The following is a 15,074-nucleotide window of genomic DNA, read 5'->3' on the forward strand; positions in this document are numbered from 1 at the left end:
TCAGAGTGATCAGTTACCCCCGACGAAGGGCAGAACGTGTCTCCCATCAAGCTCCTCACAGTGGCGACGGCGGCCGTCGCGGTCCTGTCCGCGACGGCCGTCCCCGCCTCCGCCGCCTCTGCCGCCTCCCGCTCGCGCCTGGTCAACGGGGCCACCGGCCTGTGCCTGGCCGTCGGCAAGAGCGAGGTCCGCGCGGGCAAGCGCGTCATCCAGTGGAACTGCAACGGGCTGAAGGACCAGCTCTGGATCTTCCGCGACCACCGCCTGGTGAACGCCAAGACCGGGATGTGCCTGGCCATCCCGCACGGCTCCACGCAGAAGGCCAAGGCCGCCGTCCAGTGGCCGTGCACCGACGGCGGGCTCGAGCAGGAGTGGGTCTACGACGACCTGCAGCGCCTGCAGAACAGGGCGACCGGCCAGTGCCTGGCCATCGGGCGGGGCGAGGCCAGGCCGGGCAAGTACGCCATCCAGTGGCCGTGCAAGAACACGTCGGAGCAGGCCTGGCTGATGCAGTGACCCGTAGAAATGCGTTGAGCGCCCCGGTCAAGCCCGGCTAGGTTGTCGCAAACGGCGGGCAGCCCGCTGCAACTGCCCGCCAAGCGGCCGTCAAGCGGCCGGACGCACAGTCAAGGTGACCACCGAGAGGGGGCAGAGACCATGAAGCGGATCAGAATCGCCAAGTCGCCGGTCAAACGACGCCCGGACCGGAGCACGGATCTGGACCTGCGCTCTCCCTCGGGACGGCGACTTCCGTACTGAAATACGCGATTTACAGCGACCTTACGGCAGTATCTGTAGATAACATAGGTAACAGAAACATCACGCCGGGGGGCCCGCTGTATGAAGAAGCTTGTGGTGGTGCCGCCACACATCGCCAGGCACAAGGTGCGCGACATCCGCGGCGCGAGCCGCCGCAGGCCCGCCGCCACCGACTCCAAGGTCGTCGACCTGCGCGCCTACAGCGGTCGCAATGTGATCCGCTTCCCCGGCGGCCCTACTCCAGCCGCCTGACCGACCCTCCGCTCCAGCGGTCCAGCCGGGCGTAGGCCTCGCGCCACTCCTGCGCGTAGGCCTGCCGTACCGGCTCGGGGAGGGCGGCCAGGATCCGGGCCGAGGCTTCCTTGCCGGCGCCGTCGAGCAGCCACGGGACGAAGCGGGCGGCGCTGCGCCGGTGCGCCTCGTCGAAGGGCGCGTACTCCTCCTGGGTCAGCGTCGCGTCGATCAGCGCGAGCACCTCCGACTCCTCGTGGCCCAGGTGTTCGCTCAGCCCGGTGAACAGGGCGTCCGTCAGGCCGGCGAGTCGCCCGAGACCGCCCTCGCGGTCGGCCAGGGCCGCGTCGATCGCGTACAGCAGCGGGTCGACGGCGGCGTGCTCGGCCTCCAGCTCCTCCAGCAACGCCAGATCGTCAGGCCTGCCTGCCAGCGCCCGCCGCATCACCGGCCACAGCAGCCGGTCCTCGGCGAGGTGGTGGATGCGCAGGTGGGCCTTGAACATCTCCCACCCGGCGGCCGTGCCGAGCACCCGGCAGGGATCGTCAGACAGACGCGCGGTGATGGTCGCGATGTGCTCGAGGTCCCGGCGCAGCGCGTCGTGCGTGGCGTTCATCACCGTGAAGTCGATCTGGAAGGATTCCGTCCCTGCCTTCTTCTTGCGCCGCAGCGGCCAGCCGCCGATCGTCCAGCCATCGGGCGCGGAGGGTACAGGTCCCCACAAAGCGATAGTTCTCCAGACTGGTCAGGAGGGGGCGTAGAGCTTCTTGGCGTAGGAGGCGTCTGCATAGTAGGCCTGCAGCTCCTCCAGCGACTCCGGCGTCGTCTGAATCTCCTTGACGAGTACGGCGTGCGACGGCAGCACGTCGGGCTCCCAGGACTCAGGCTCCCACAGATGGGAGCGCATGAAGGCCTTGGCGCAGTGGAAGAAGATCGTGTCGATCTCCAGGACGAGCGCCAGGTCGGGGCGGTGGCCCTTGACGATCATCTCGTCGAAGAACGGCGCCTCGCGGACCAGGCGGGCGCGGCCGTTGATGCGCAGGGTCTCGCGGCGGCCGGGGACCAGGTAGATGAGGCCGGCGTGCGGGTTCTTCAGCACGTTGAGGAAGCCGTCGGCCCGGCGGTTGCCGGGGCGGTCGGGGATGGCGATCGTGCTGTCGTCGATCACGTAGGTGAACCCGGCAGGGTCGCCCTTGGGAGAGACGTCGCAGTTGCCCTCGTCGTCCGACGTGGCGATCAGACAGAACGGGGAGGCGGCCAGCCAGTCCCTGTCGCGTGGGTGCAGGCGCTGCCGTTCCTTGTTCGCGGCCCTGGGCATCACCTCGCCCAGCAGGTCGCGCAGTTCGGCCTCGGATTCGATCTCCACCCAGCTCATGCGATCTCCCTTCGCGTTGACCCCATTTTGTCAGGAGATAAAACACAAAGGCAGGCTGGGGCCAGGAGATTCGCCGGCGGGCGGAGTCACTGGATGGGGTCGAGCATGCGGTGCGGTTCCTGGAGCGCCAGGCTGACGCGGTCCTGACGGCTGCGCTCCAGGCCGGGACCCGGGCGCACCTCCACGTCCTGCACGGGGACGCGTACGGCGCAGCGCTCGCAGAAGGACACCGCGTCCAGCCGGGTCCCGCAGGCATGGTGGAAGAACATCCGCCGCGGACCCGCGCCGGTCAGATGCCGCTCACCCCACTGCGACAGCCCGAGCAGCGGCACCCACAGCTCCCTGCCCATCGGCGTGGGCACGTACTCCTCGCGCGGCGGGTTGTCCTGGTAGCGCCGCCGTTCCAGGATCCCGGCCTCGACCAGCGTCGCCAGGCGCTGTGACAGGACGGCCCTGGGCAGGTCGAGGTGGGCCAGGAAGTCGCCGTAGCGCCGCACGCCGTACATCGCGTCGCGCAGGACCAGCAGCGTCCACCGTTCGCCGATCACTTCCAGGGCCTTGGCCAGCGAGCAGTCCTGGCCTTCGTAGTTCTTCCCGAGCGCCATGACCCCACTTTAGTTCATTCATTGAACCGTGCTAGCGTGCGGCACATGAAGAGTTCAATCACTGAACCGACTCGGACGTTGACGGTCGCCTCGATGGCGCCGCTGCTGGTGCTGACGAACTACACGGTGCCGATGGTGACGCTGCCGCGGACGGCGCAGGATCTGGGCGCGGGCCCGACGGGCCCGGTGTGGATCCTGGGCTCGATCGCGCTGGGGTTGTCGTCGCTGCTGCTGGTGTCGGGTGGACTGGCCGACGACTACGGGCGCAGGCGGGTGCTGCTCGCCGGCACCGGCGTGCTCGCCGTGGCCAGCCTGGTCGCCGCGGTGAGTACGGCGGTGCCTCTGTTCGTGGCCGCCCGCCTGGTCCAGGGCGGGGCCAGCGCGGCGATGCTGGCGGCGAGCCTGGGCATCGTGGGCCACGCCTACCCGTCGGGCACCGAGCGGGTGCGGGCCACCGGCAGGTACGGGGCGATGATCGGGCTGGGCACCGCGGTGGGTCCGCTGGTGTCGGGAATGCTGGCCACGGTGACGAGCTGGCGGGCGGTGTACTGGCTGATGGCGGCGGCCGCGGTGGCGCTCGCGGCGGTGTCGGCGCGGACCTTGGAGGAGTCGCGGGCGGCCGAGCCGCGCAGGTTCGACGTGCCCGGGGTCGTGCTGCTCACGCTGGGCGTAGCCGCGCTGCTCGCGGGTGTGACGGAGGGCCGGCTGGGCTGGTCGCGGCCGGTGGTGGAGATCGCGCTGCTGGTGGCGGTCGTGCTGATCGCGGCGTTCGTGCTGGTGGAGCGGCGGCGCGGGGAGCCGCTGATCGACCTGGAGCTGTTCAGGCGGCCGCTGTTCCTGGTGTCGACGGGCGGGGCGCTGGTCGTGGGCGCGGCGATCGTGGGGCTGCTCAGCTTCCTGCCGTCGGTGCTGCAGCAGGCCTACGGGATGACGCCGATGACGACCGCGCTGCTGTTCTTCGTCTGGTCGGGGACGTCGTTCGTGGCCTCGCTGCTGACCAGGCACGTGCGGCTGGCGGCGGGCGGGCGGCTGGCCTCGGGGATGGTGCTGACGGCCCTGGGGTTCTGCGGGCTGATCGGGGTCGGCTCCTCGCTGTCGCTGCCGATGGTCCTGGCCGGACTGCTGGTCAGCGGCGTCGGGTCGGGGCTGATCAACTCCTCGATCACGCACCTGGCCATCGAGAGCGTCCCCGCGCACCGCGTCAGCATGGGGTCGGGGGCCAACAACACCGCCCGCTACATCGGCTCGTCGCTCGGCGCGGCCGGGGTCGCGCTGGCGGTGGGCGGGTTCGGCGTGCAGGAGGGCGCCACGGTGGCGGTCGTGGCGTGCATCGCGCTGACCGGGCTGACCGCGGTGGTCGCCCTGGGGAGCACGCGCGCTACCAGCGTCGCGCGCCGGCCATGACGTGCAGCAGGGCGTCACGCTCGGCCGTGAAGCGGCGCGGGTCGGCGCCCTCCCGCTCGGCGCGCAGGTGGAGCAGCGTGAGTTCGGTGGCGGCCTGCTGGTAGGCGCCCATGGCCTTGCCCAGCCCGGCTCCCCTGGCCCACCGGCGGGCCTGCCTGCGGCCCGCCAGCGTGCCGAGCATGGTCACGTCCTGCGGGGTGACGAGCCCGGTCGGCTGGTAGCCGGGCAGGTAGGCGGCGACCCGGCCGAGCAGCCGGCGGCGTTCGGCGACCGTGACGGCGATCAGGCCCGCCAGCACCGCCATGATCACCAGGTAGGCGCCGCCGAGCAGCGGCAGCGAGCCCGTGGAGGCCGCACCGTTCCAGAGCCCGTGCAGCAGGACCGCGCCCAGGTAGCCGAGCGGCACGGCGGCGAACCTGAACGGACCTCGCCGGGTGAGCGCGTAGGCCACGCCGAGCCCGGTCATCGAGGTGTAGATGGAGTGGCCGAGGGGGTCGATCAGCCCTCTGAGCACGAACAGGCCGACCGCGCCGCCGACGCCGACCTCGCCGAAGGCGCCCAGGTAGTAGCCCACGTTCTCCACCGCGGCGAACCCGAGCCCGGCCATCGCCGCGTAGACGATGCCGTCGGTCAGCCCGTCGATCTCGCGGCGCCGCAACAGCAGCAGCAACAGCGCCGACCCCTTGAGCGCCTCCTCGATCACCGGCGCAAGGAACACCGTGCCTGCATCGTCCACGGCCTGCTCGCCGAGCCCCGCCCTGGCGAACAGCGCCTCACCCACCAGCGTCAGCACGATGCCGAGCACGATCGCCACACCGGCGCCCCAGGTGAAGGCGAAGGACAGGTGCAGCTTCGGCTCCGGCTCCAGCCGGTCGAGTGAGAGCACCGCCGCCAGCAGCCCCGGCAGCGGCGCCACGGCGAGCAGCGCGGACACGGCGAAGCCGACGGGCCCGCCCTTCAGCAGCATGAGCACCAGCACGACCAGGGCCAGCGCACTGGAGACGCACAGCCCGATCACCAGCGCCTTGCTCGGACGATAGGGGAGAGTCATACCGGCAACTCTCCCCCGGCCGGCTTGACGACTACTTGACGGCCTTGATCACCGCGGCCGCGATCGACCTCGGGTCGACGCCGAAGTGCTCGCGCACGGCCTCGCGCGTGTCCGACAGGCCGAAGCCGTCGGTGCCGAGCGAGGTCCATGGCCGGTCGACCCACGGGCTGATCTGGTCGGGCACGGCCCGCATCCAGTCGCTGACCGCGACGACCGGGCCCTGCGTGCCCGCCAGCGCCTGGGTGATGTACGGCACGCCGTCGGTGGCCATGGCCTCGCGGCGCAGCTCGCTCCACGAGGTGACCGACCAGACGTCGACGCCCACGCCGTACTCGTCCCTGAGCAGCCGCTGGGCCTCCAGCGCCCAGTGGATGGCGGTGCCGCTGGCCAGGATGTGCGCCTGCCCGCCGCCCGCAGAGTAGCGGTAGACGCCCTTGATGATGCCCTCCTCGACGCCGGGCGGCATCTCGGGCTGGGGCAGCGGCTCGTTGTAGAGCGTCAGGTAGTAGAAGACGTTCTCGGGGCGCACGCCGTACATCCGCCTGAGGCCCTCGCGGACGATCACGCCGACCTCGTAGGCGAAGGCCGGGTCGTAGGCCAGCGCGGCGGGGTTGGTCGAGGCGATCAGGTGCGAGTGCCCGTCGCCGTGCTGCAGCCCCTCCCCCGTCATGGTCGTACGGCCGGCCGTCGCGCCGATGAGGAACCCGCGTCCGAGCTGGTCGGCCAGCGCCCACATCTGGTCGGCCGTGCGCTGCCAGCCGAACATCGAGTAGAAGATGTAGAACGGGATCATCGGCTCGCCGTGCGTGGCGTAGCTGCTGGCGGCGGCGGTGAAGCTGGCCATGGAGCCGGCCTCGGTGATCCCCTCGATGAGGATCTGGCCGTCGGTGGCCTCCTTGTAGGCCAGCAGCAGCTCCCGGTCGACCGCCTCGTAGCGCTGCCCGAGCGGCGAGTAGATCTTCGCGGTCGGGAAGAGCGACTCCATGCCGAACGTGCGCGCCTCGTCGGGGACGATCGGCACCCAGCGCCGCCCGGTCTCGGGCTCCTTCATCAGGTCCTTGACCAGGCGGACGAAGGCCATCGTGGTGGCCACCGGCTGCTTGGAGCCCTTGGCCAGCGCCTGGAAGGGCTTGTCGCCCGCCGGCGGGAGCGCGGCGTGCACGCTCTTCCTGGCCGGGATGGGCCCCCCGAGCGCCGCCCTGCGCTCGGCCAAGTAGCGCGCCTCCGGCGAATCAGGACCAGGGTGCAGGAACGGCGGGTAGTCCTGGAATTCCGGGACGGCGAGGCCGAGGCGGTCGCCCATGTCGCGGAACTCCTCCGCGGTGAGCTTCTTCATCTGGTGGTTGGCGTTGCGGGACTCCACGCCCGCGCCTAGGGTCCAGCCCTTGACCGTCTGGACCAGGACGACCGTGGGCGCGCCCTGGTTGGCCAGCGCCTTGCGGTAGGCCGCGTGCACCTTGCGCGGCTCGTGTCCCGCGCGGGAGCCGCCGACGATCCTGCGCAGTTCCTCGTCCGGCAGGCCGGTCGGGATGCCGCGGAACAGGTGCTCCCTGATGTAGGCGCCATCGGAGGCGGCGAAGGTCTGGAACTGCCCGTCGGGCACCTCGCCGAGCCTGGTCACCAGTTCGTCCGACTCGAGCAGCGGGTCCCAGTCGACGCCCCACAGCGCCTTGACCACGTGCCAGCCCGCGCCGCGGAAGACGCTCTCCAGCTCCTGCACGATGCGCGTGTTGGAGCGGACCGGACCGTCGAGCCGCTGCAGGTTGCAGTTGATCACGAAGGTGAGGTTGTCCAGCCCCTCGCGGGCGGCCAGCGTGAGCGCGGCGGTGGACTCCGGCTCGTCCATCTCGCCGTCGCCGAGGAAGGCCCAGACGTGGCTCGCGCTGGTGTCCTTGATGCCGCGATTGTGCAGGTACCGGTTGAAGCGGGCCTGGTAGACCGCGTTCAGCGGTCCCAGGCCCATCGACACCGTGGGGAACTGCCAGAAGTCCGGCATCGCCCGCGGGTGCGGGTAGGACGACAGGCCGCCGGCGGTCTCGCGCCGGAACAGGTCGAGCCGCTGCTCGCTCAACCGGCCTTCCAGGAACGCCCGCGCGTAGATGCCCGGCGAGGCGTGTCCCTGGAAGTACACCTGGTCGTGGACGCCGTGGAAGAAGTGGTTGAAGCCCACCTCGTAGAGCCAGGCGGCCGAGGCGTAGGTGGCCATGTGGCCACCCAGCCCCAGCTTGCTGCCCCTGCTCACCATCGCCGCCGCGTTCCAGCGGTCGTAGGCGGCGATCCGCTCCTCCAGCTCGAGGTCACCCGGGTAGGCGGGCTCCTCGGCCGTGGGCACGGTGTTCAGGTAGCGGGTGCTCGTGGCCAGCCTCCGCAGCAGGTACTCGACCCGGTCGGGGCCGGCAACCCGCCGGACCGCTTCGAGCGACTCGAGCCACTCCGCGGTCTCCTGAGGGTCCAGGTCTTCCGTCATACTTCCTATTAAACACCCAATCATCCCATCATTGGGTGCTCAGAAAGTCCGCTGCTTTCGTGGTCCAGGTCCGGACGTCGTCCACGGTCATGGAGACGTGGAACTCGCTGTTGGGCAGCAGCTCGTGGAGCTTCTCACCCGTGGAGACCGGATGGCCCGGGTCGGTGGCCCAGGACAGGATGAGCGTGGGGAGCGTGATCTTGGCGACCTCCTCGTGCGCCGGCAGGTCGGATTGGCCCAGCCCGCGCATCACCGCGGGCAGCAGGCTCTCGGCCACGTCGGGCATCGGCAGTGCGGGGCCCTGCGCGAAGATCTCCGGCCCGGCGGCGCCGCCCAGCAGCTCTGCCAGACCCAGCATCCCCTTGCTCTCGACCACGTCGGCGCCCTGGCGGTAGATCGCCTGCTGGGCGGGCCGCGTCTCCCAGGCCGTCGGCGGGATCATCAGCACCAGCGCACGGAACCTGTCGGGGGCCTTGACCGCGGCGTGCAGCGTCGTGGCCGTGCCGAGCGAGGAGCCCAGCGCGTTGACGGGCCCGCCACCCAGGCCGTCGACCAGCGCGATCAGGTCGTCGGCGAAGACCTCGAAACGGTAGTCGTCCGCCTCCGGCCGCCCGGTCGACCTGCCGTGGCCCCTGGCGTCGTAGCGGACCAACCGGTTCCCCATGGCCACGAACGGCGCCCAGTCGTTGAGAAAGCGGTCTTCCGCCTCCCTGCTCAGCGCGGCGCCGTGGGCGTAGACCGCCAGCGGGCCGCCACCCTCCTCGGAGTAGTCCAGCACGGCGTTCGGTCGTTCAAGCGATGCCATCAGTTCGTTCCTTCTCGGTAGTAGGGGTCTGCCACCTCGCCGTCGGAGAACACCTCGCGACCGGCGATGAAAACCTTGTTGGCCCTGCTCATGACGTCCAGCGGGTCGCCCGACCAGATGACCACGTCGCCGTCGAGTCCGGGCGTGAGCGCACCGACGCGGTAGTCGAGCCCGAGGATCCTGGCGGGGTTGATGGTGATCGTGCGCAGCGCCTCGTCGCGGTCCAGCCCTTCCTTGACCGCGAGCGTGGCCTGGTGGACCAGGAAGTGGATCGGCACCACGGGATGGTCGGTGGTGATGGCCAGCCGTACCCCGGCGCGGGCGAGGATGCCCGGGTTGCGCAGCGAGCGGTTGCGCAGCTCCACCTTGGAGCGGCTGGTGAACAGCGGGCCGATGATGACCGGGATGTCGCGCTCGGCGAGCAGGTCGGCCAGCAGGTGACCCTCGGTGCCGTGGTTGATCACCAGGCGGTAGCCGAACTCGTCGGCCAGGCGCAGCGCGGTGGCGATGTCGTCGGCGCGGTGGGTGTGCTGGCACCAGGGCAGCTCGCCGTCGAGCACCCTGACGAGCACCTCGAGCGTGGCGTCCCGGTCGAACGGCTTGCCCTCCTGCTGGGCGGACTCCCGCTTGGCCCGGTAGTCCTGGGCCTTCATGAAGGCGTCGCGGATCACCGCGGCGACGCCCTGGCGGGTGGAGGGCAGTTTCTTCTGGTCGCCGTAGACGCGCTTGGGGTTCTCGCCCAGCGCGCTCTTCACGCTGACCGGCTCGCGGACCACCATCTCGTCCACGGTGCGGCCCCAGCACTTGACCGCCACGGTCTGCCCGCCGATCGGGTTGCCGGATCCCGGCTTGATCACCACAGTGGTGACGCCGCCCGCCAGCGCGTCGGCGAAGCCCAGGTCGGCCGGGTTGATGGCGTCCAGGGCGCGCAGGCGGGCGCCGTTCGGGTCGGTCATCTCGTTGGTGTCGTGGCCGGCCCAGCCGTCGGCCTCCTCGTGCACGCCCACATGCCCGTGCGACTCCACGAAGCCCGGCAGCACCCAGCCGCCGCCGGCGTCCACGACCGGTACGCCCTCGGGAACCTCCACGTCCGCGCCGACGGCCACGATCTTCCCGTCCTGGATGAGGACCGTTCCACCGTCGATCGGATCGCCCACGACGGGGACGACGTATCCCCCGGTAATGGCAACGTTCATGGATCGCAACCTATCGTCCTGGCTGGAGCTCCTGGACGGCGGATTCCGGACATTGACTGGACCCATTAACCACATTTCGGGCATGGTTGTTTAGATCTTCAGTCAAGTCCGAGGGGAAGTTCATGCGCAAGTCCGTGACGACCGTCGCCGTGGCGGCCTCGCTGGCGGTGGGGGGCTTCATCGCCAGCCCGGCCCAGGCCATCGCCGCGCGTTACACGCCGGAAGGGGTCTGCGGCTCCGGATACGGGCGGGTCACCCATGACGGCAGCAGGCCCGTGCAGTACAGGGGCGCCACCTACGGCCGCGTCTACCTGCTGTACAACCGCGCCAAGCAGTCCAACTGCGTGGTCACGCTCAAGACCCGCTACACCGGGTCCAAGACGACGACGGGCGCCGCCCTGATCGTGCAGCCCAAGCCGATCAAGGACACCAAGCAGGACCCGATCAAGCGGATCGACGCGGGCAACTACCAGTACTACGCGGGCCCGGTCCGCGAGTACGCGCCGCGCTGCGTGAAGTACTGGGGCACGATCGAGAGCCCTGACGGCAAGGCCGCCTACGGGGGTCGCACGAACTGGGACAACTGCTCCACCCCGTCCTGACGTCCGCGTTGTACGGCAGGCCGCGCCTTGGTGCGCGGCCTGCCGTACATGCCCTATAGAGTCCGGACATGTCCGAAGAGCAGACGTACGGGCCTGGGCAGGGTCCGGGGCCGCGGGTGGGGACGGACGAGGAGCTGTCCAGGCTCCTGGCCTCGCAGACGTTCGGCGCGCTCGCCACCAACAAGTCCAGCGGCCATCCGAACCTGTCCACCGTGATCTACAACTGGGATCCGGAGCAGCGGGTCGTGCGGATCTCCACGGTCGCGGGCCGGGCCAAGGTACGCCAGCTCCAGAAGGACCCCAGGGCCGCGCTCTACGTGGCCAGCGCCGACTTCATGGCCTTCGCCGTGGCCGAGGGCGAGGCGGAGATCTCCCCGGAGAGCACCGAACCGGGCGACGAGGTGGGCAGGGAGCTGCTGGCAATGTCGCCGGGCTTCGCCGAGCCCGTCGACCAGGCCGCCTTCCTGCGGCAGATGGTCGCCGACCGGCGGCTGGTGATCAGGCTTCGCGCCTCGCGTCTGTACGGGACCGCGCTCGACGCACGCTAGCGCGGTGGGCGTTGTAGGCGACCATGGCGATCACCAGCAGGATGAGTCCCAGGTCGACGAGCACGGAGGTGCGCATGCCGCGCACGTAGTCGCCTCCGGCCGAGGCCGCGAAGAACACGGCGCCGATGACCGCCACCCCGCCGGAACCGCCGAACTGCTGCGCCGTCGACAGGAACCCTGACCCGATGCCCGCCTGGTGCGGCGCGACCTCGACCAGCGCGGCCCCGATGAGCTGCGGCAGCACGAGCCCGTTGCCGGTGCCCACGAGCATCAGCCCCGCCATGATCCACGGCAGCCCGGCGCCGTCCGCGACCGCGATCATGACCAGGCCCGAGGCGGTGATCAGGCCGCCGAGGATCACGATCCGCAGGCCGTACGCCCTGACCAGCCGGGTGCCCAGCAGCGAGGTGACCGAGAACAGCACGCCCATCGGCGCGAACGCGAGCCCGGCGTGGAAGGCGTCCAGCCCCTCGCCGCCCTGCAGCAGCAGGGTGAGGGTGAACATGAACGAGGCGAAGTAGGCCATGAAGGCGGTGATCGCGCCGACGCCCGCCAGGTAGGAGTGGACCTTCAGCAGCGCCAGGTCGAGCACGGGCTGTCCGCCACGGGCCCCGAGCACGTACTGCCAGCGGGCCGTCAGTGCCAGCACCGGGATGCTCGCCGCCAGGCAGATCCACGTCCAGGCGGGCCAGCCCGCGCTGTTGCCCAGGCCGAGCGGGACCAGGATCAGCGCCAGCCCGATCGCGAGCCCGGCCGCGCCCAGCAGGTCGAGCTTGGCCGGCCTGTGCGCCACCCTGGGCAGCACGCGCAGGGCCAGCGCGATCACGACGAGGCCGACCGGCAGGTTGATCAGGAAGATCACCCGCCAGCCGAGCCCGAACAGGTCCGCGGTCAGCAGCAACCCGCCGAGCACCTGGCCGGCGATCGAGCCGAGGCCGCCCGCCACCCCGTACCAGCCGATGGCGCGGGCCCGCTCGCCGGGCGGGAAGACGGCCGAGATCATCGCCAGCACCTGCGGGACCATGGCCGCGCCCGCCAGGCCCTGGAGCAGCCGGGCGATCACCAGCTGGACCGGGTTCATGGCCAGGCCGCACAGCAGGGACGCGACCGTGAAGGCGGCCACCCCGATCACGAACAGCCGGCGGTAGCCGTACCTGTCGCCGAGGCGGCCACCGGTGATCATGCCAGTGGCGTAGGTGAAGGCGTAGCCGCCCACGATCAGTTCGAGCGCGGCCGGTCCCGCGTCGAGCTCGTGCTGGAAGGCGGGCGCGGCGACGTTCACCACGAAGAAGTCGAACTGCGCCATGAACCAGGCCGAGAGCAGGACGGCGAGCATCCGGCCGTACTTCACGAAAAATCCCCCCATCAGGCGGCCGTCCCAGCCTAGGACGGGCCTTGCGGGAGACGTGACTCGGGCTTACCATCCACGTAATTGTTAGGAAACTTTCTTTAAAGAAAGGTCCTCCCACGTGCGCCGATTAGTCACCCCCCTGATCGCCGTCCTCGTGATCATCGCCCTCGGCACCGTCCCCGCCCACGCGGCAGCCCGCCTGCTGGCGACCTTCAGCCTGTCGGGCACCACCGGCACGTTCGTCGTCAGCAACCCGGGCACGACCACGGTCACCGGGTGGAGCCTGGTCTTCGACCTGCCCTCCGGTGTGACCGCCTCGAACCCGCAGAACGGGACCATCACCCAGGCGGGCACCAGGGTCACCTTCACCCCCACCTACTACATCAACTCGCTCGGAGCGGGCAAGAACACCGAGCCCTACAGCCCCAAGGTCACGCTCAGCTCCGCCGTACAACCGACCAGCTGCACGATCAACGGCGCGAACTGCGACGGCACGGGCAGCGACCCGCCTCCCCCGCCGCCCGTCAGCGCGACCTACACCGTCAGCGGCACCTCGGCCAAGTTCGTGATCGCCAACAACACGACCTCCGCGCTGAACGGCTGGACGGTCGTCTTCGACCTGCCCGCGGGCGTGACCGCCTCCAACGCGCAGAACGGCACGATCTCGCAGAGCGGGCGGACCGTCACGCTCTCCCCCGTCTACTACAACACGACCGTCGCGGCGGGCGGCTCGACCGAGCCGTACAGCCCGACCTTCACGATCAGTACTGCCGGCGCCCAGCCGACCAGTTGCCGCGTCAACGACGTGAACTGCGACGGGACGCCTGACGTGCCGCCAGGCGCGCCGGGGAACCTGCGTTCACCGGTCAAGACGACCAAGACGGTCTCGCTGGCGTGGGACGCCGCCACCCCCGGCAGTCTCCCGGTCACGAGCTACGTGATCTCCAACGGCACGGAGGTGACCGGCACCTCGGCGACGATCACCGGGCTGACGCCGAACACGTCCTACACGTTCACCGTCAAGGCCAAGGACCGCAAGGGGAACCTGTCTGCCGCCTCCTCGCCGCTGACGGTGAAGACGAACAACCCTTCCGACGACACGCAGGCACCGTCCGCGCCCTCCGGGCTGCGGTCGACGGGCAAGACCTCGTCGACGGTCTCCCTCGCGTGGAACGCCTCCACCGACAACAGCGGTATCGCCAACTACGACGTCTACGTCGGGACTTCTGTCGCGGCGACCATCATGGGCACCACGGCGACCATTTCGGGTTTGTCGCCTTCGACCGCCTATTCGTTCACCGTTCGGGCGCGGGATCTCTACGACAACGTGTCGGCCGCTTCCGCCGCGGTGTCGGTGACGACGTCGGACGTGGTCGAGACGGGCTATGCCCGGGTCGGATATTTCGTGCAATGGGGTATCTACGGCCGGCAGTACTTCGTGAAGAACCTCGAGACCACCGGCAACGCGGCCAAGCTCACCCACATCAACTACGCCTTCGCCAACATCGACCCGGTCAACCTGACCTGCCTGCAGGGCGTCACCAAGGGCACCACGCAGAACCCGCAGGACCCCTCGCAGGGCGACGGCGCGGGCGACGCCGAGGCCGACTACGGCCGGCCGTTCAGCGCGGCGCAGTCGGTGGACGGCGTGGCCGACTCCGGGTGGGACAAGCTGCAGGGCAACTTCAACCAGCTCAAGAAGCTCAAGGTCAAGCACCCGGACCTGAAGGTGCTCATCTCGATCGGCGGCTGGACCTACTCCAAGTACTTCTCCGACGTGGCGGCCACCGACGCCTCGCGCAAGAAGTTCGTGACCTCCTGCATCGACACCTACATCAAGGGCAACCTGCCCGTCTACAACACCTACGGCGGGCCGGGCACGGCCGCCGGCATCTTCGACGGGATCGACGTCGACTGGGAGTGGCCGGGCGCCGAGGGGCACGCGGGCAACCACGTCTCACCCAACGACAAGGCGAACCTGACGCTGCTGCTGGCCGAGTTCCGCCGCCAGCTCGACGCGCTGACCGCCCAGACGGGCAAGCGCTACCAGCTCACGGCCTTCACCCCGGCCGACCCGGCCAAGATCGCCGCCGGCTGGGACCTGCCCGAGGTCGCCAGGTCCCTGGACATCTTCAACATCCAGGGCTACGACTTCCACGGCGCGGGCAGCGACAACTCATGGGAGCCGAACCGCACCGGCCACCAGGGCAACCTCTACCAGGACACCGACGACCCTTACTCCTTCCACTTCAGCGTCGAGAACGCGGTCAACGTCTACCTGCAGGCGGGGGTGAACCCGCGCAAGCTGACCATCGGCCTGGCCTACTACGGCCGCGGCTGGCAGCAGGTCACCGACGGCGGCAAGTTCGGCGAGTGGCAGGCGGCCCAAGGCGCGGCGCCCGGCCAGTTCCAGGAGGAGGCGGGCACGCGCGGCTACAGCAACCTGGTCGCCTCGGTGCCCGGCTGCACGGTGCGCCATGACGAGCAGGCGGTCGCCACCTTCTGCTACACCGGGAACAACGGCCAGTGGTGGACCTTCGACGACACCTGGTCGATCGGCAAGAAGACGGCCTGGCTGCGCGGCAAGAACCTGCTCGGGGCGATGATCTGGGAGATGTCCGGAGACACCGGCACCCTCACCACCGCCCTGGACGCAGGCCTGAAGTAGTCCCGTCCTCCG

14 protein-coding genes are annotated in these 15,074 nt (G+C 70.0%); 6 read left to right on the forward strand and 8 right to left on the reverse strand.

Annotated elements, in window-relative coordinates; translation table 11 throughout:
* Positions 1-36: 36 nt before the first annotated feature.
* Positions 37-516, forward strand: a complete 480-nt coding sequence (locus KIK09_RS18805) for an RICIN domain-containing protein (protein WP_214320493.1) — start codon at positions 37-39, stop codon at positions 514-516.
* 324 nt (positions 517-840) lie between these two features.
* The gene (locus KIK09_RS18810) at positions 841-1,011 is read left to right on the forward strand and encodes a hypothetical protein (RefSeq protein WP_214320494.1); all 171 of its coding nucleotides are present in this window, start codon (positions 841-843) and stop codon (positions 1,009-1,011) included.
* Here KIK09_RS18810 and KIK09_RS18815 read toward each other — a convergent pair.
* The 3 genes from KIK09_RS18815 to KIK09_RS18825 form a co-directional block, all read right to left on the reverse strand.
* A complete protein-coding gene (locus KIK09_RS18815) occupies positions 995-1,714 on the reverse strand; it encodes a hemerythrin domain-containing protein (protein WP_250573247.1) in 720 nt (239 codons plus the stop codon). The two genes, KIK09_RS18810 and KIK09_RS18815, sit on opposite strands and share 17 nt — an antisense overlap.
* A gap of 21 nt (positions 1,715-1,735) precedes the next feature.
* Positions 1,736-2,365, reverse strand: a complete 630-nt coding sequence (locus KIK09_RS18820) for a pyridoxamine 5'-phosphate oxidase family protein (protein WP_214320495.1) — start codon at positions 2,363-2,365, stop codon at positions 1,736-1,738.
* 86 nt (positions 2,366-2,451) lie between these two features.
* Positions 2,452-2,970, reverse strand: a complete 519-nt coding sequence (locus KIK09_RS18825) for a winged helix-turn-helix transcriptional regulator (protein ID WP_214320496.1) — start codon at positions 2,968-2,970, stop codon at positions 2,452-2,454.
* Between the two features lie 21 nt (positions 2,971-2,991).
* On the opposite strand from KIK09_RS18825, the gene KIK09_RS18830 reads away from it, so the two are divergent.
* Complete coding sequence (locus tag KIK09_RS18830) at positions 2,992-4,374, forward strand: MFS transporter (RefSeq protein WP_372455671.1); 1,383 nt, start codon at positions 2,992-2,994, stop codon at positions 4,372-4,374.
* On the opposite strand, the gene KIK09_RS18835 is transcribed toward KIK09_RS18830, so the two are convergent.
* Genes KIK09_RS18835 through KIK09_RS18850 form a run of 4 tightly spaced genes read right to left on the reverse strand, consistent with a single transcriptional unit; the run spans position 4,349 to position 9,893 of the window.
* Complete coding sequence (locus tag KIK09_RS18835; protein WP_214320498.1) at positions 4,349-5,425, reverse strand: PrsW family intramembrane metalloprotease; 1,077 nt, start codon at positions 5,423-5,425, stop codon at positions 4,349-4,351. The two genes, KIK09_RS18830 and KIK09_RS18835, sit on opposite strands and share 26 nt — an antisense overlap.
* Before the next feature lie 31 nt (positions 5,426-5,456).
* Complete coding sequence (aceE, locus tag KIK09_RS18840) at positions 5,457-7,892, reverse strand: pyruvate dehydrogenase (acetyl-transferring), homodimeric type (RefSeq protein ID WP_250573248.1); 2,436 nt, start codon at positions 7,890-7,892, stop codon at positions 5,457-5,459.
* A 28-nt stretch (positions 7,893-7,920) separates the two neighbouring features.
* Positions 7,921-8,697, reverse strand: a complete 777-nt coding sequence (locus KIK09_RS18845) for an alpha/beta fold hydrolase (protein WP_214320500.1) — start codon at positions 8,695-8,697, stop codon at positions 7,921-7,923.
* On the reverse strand, positions 8,697-9,893 hold the full coding sequence (locus KIK09_RS18850) for an amidohydrolase (RefSeq protein ID WP_214320501.1): 1,197 nt from the start codon (positions 9,891-9,893) through the stop codon (positions 8,697-8,699). Before KIK09_RS18850 ends, KIK09_RS18845 begins: the two co-directional genes overlap by 1 nt.
* 122 nt (positions 9,894-10,015) lie before the next feature.
* Between KIK09_RS18850 and KIK09_RS18855 the strand changes: the two genes are divergently transcribed.
* Complete coding sequence (locus KIK09_RS18855; RefSeq protein ID WP_214320502.1) at positions 10,016-10,495, forward strand: hypothetical protein; 480 nt, start codon at positions 10,016-10,018, stop codon at positions 10,493-10,495.
* Positions 10,496-10,563: 68 nt separating this feature from the next.
* A complete protein-coding gene (locus KIK09_RS18860) occupies positions 10,564-11,043 on the forward strand; it encodes a TIGR03618 family F420-dependent PPOX class oxidoreductase (protein ID WP_214320503.1) in 480 nt (159 codons plus the stop codon).
* Here the strand turns inward: KIK09_RS18860 and KIK09_RS18865 are convergent.
* Positions 10,994-12,394 carry an MFS transporter gene (locus KIK09_RS18865; protein WP_214320504.1) on the reverse strand — a complete coding sequence of 467 codons (1,401 nt, stop codon included), beginning with the start codon at positions 12,392-12,394 and terminating at the stop codon, positions 10,994-10,996. The two genes, KIK09_RS18860 and KIK09_RS18865, sit on opposite strands and share 50 nt — an antisense overlap.
* A 118-nt stretch (positions 12,395-12,512) precedes the next feature.
* Here KIK09_RS18865 and KIK09_RS59235 point away from each other — a divergent pair, with 118 nt between their 5' ends.
* Positions 12,513-15,062, forward strand: a complete 2,550-nt coding sequence (locus KIK09_RS59235; protein ID WP_214320505.1) for a glycosyl hydrolase family 18 protein — start codon at positions 12,513-12,515, stop codon at positions 15,060-15,062.
* The last annotated feature ends 12 nt before the right edge of the window (positions 15,063-15,074 follow it).

The organism is Nonomuraea sediminis (assembly GCF_018531495.1).
GTDB classification, from domain to species: domain Bacteria; phylum Actinomycetota; class Actinomycetes; order Streptosporangiales; family Streptosporangiaceae; genus Nonomuraea; species Nonomuraea sediminis.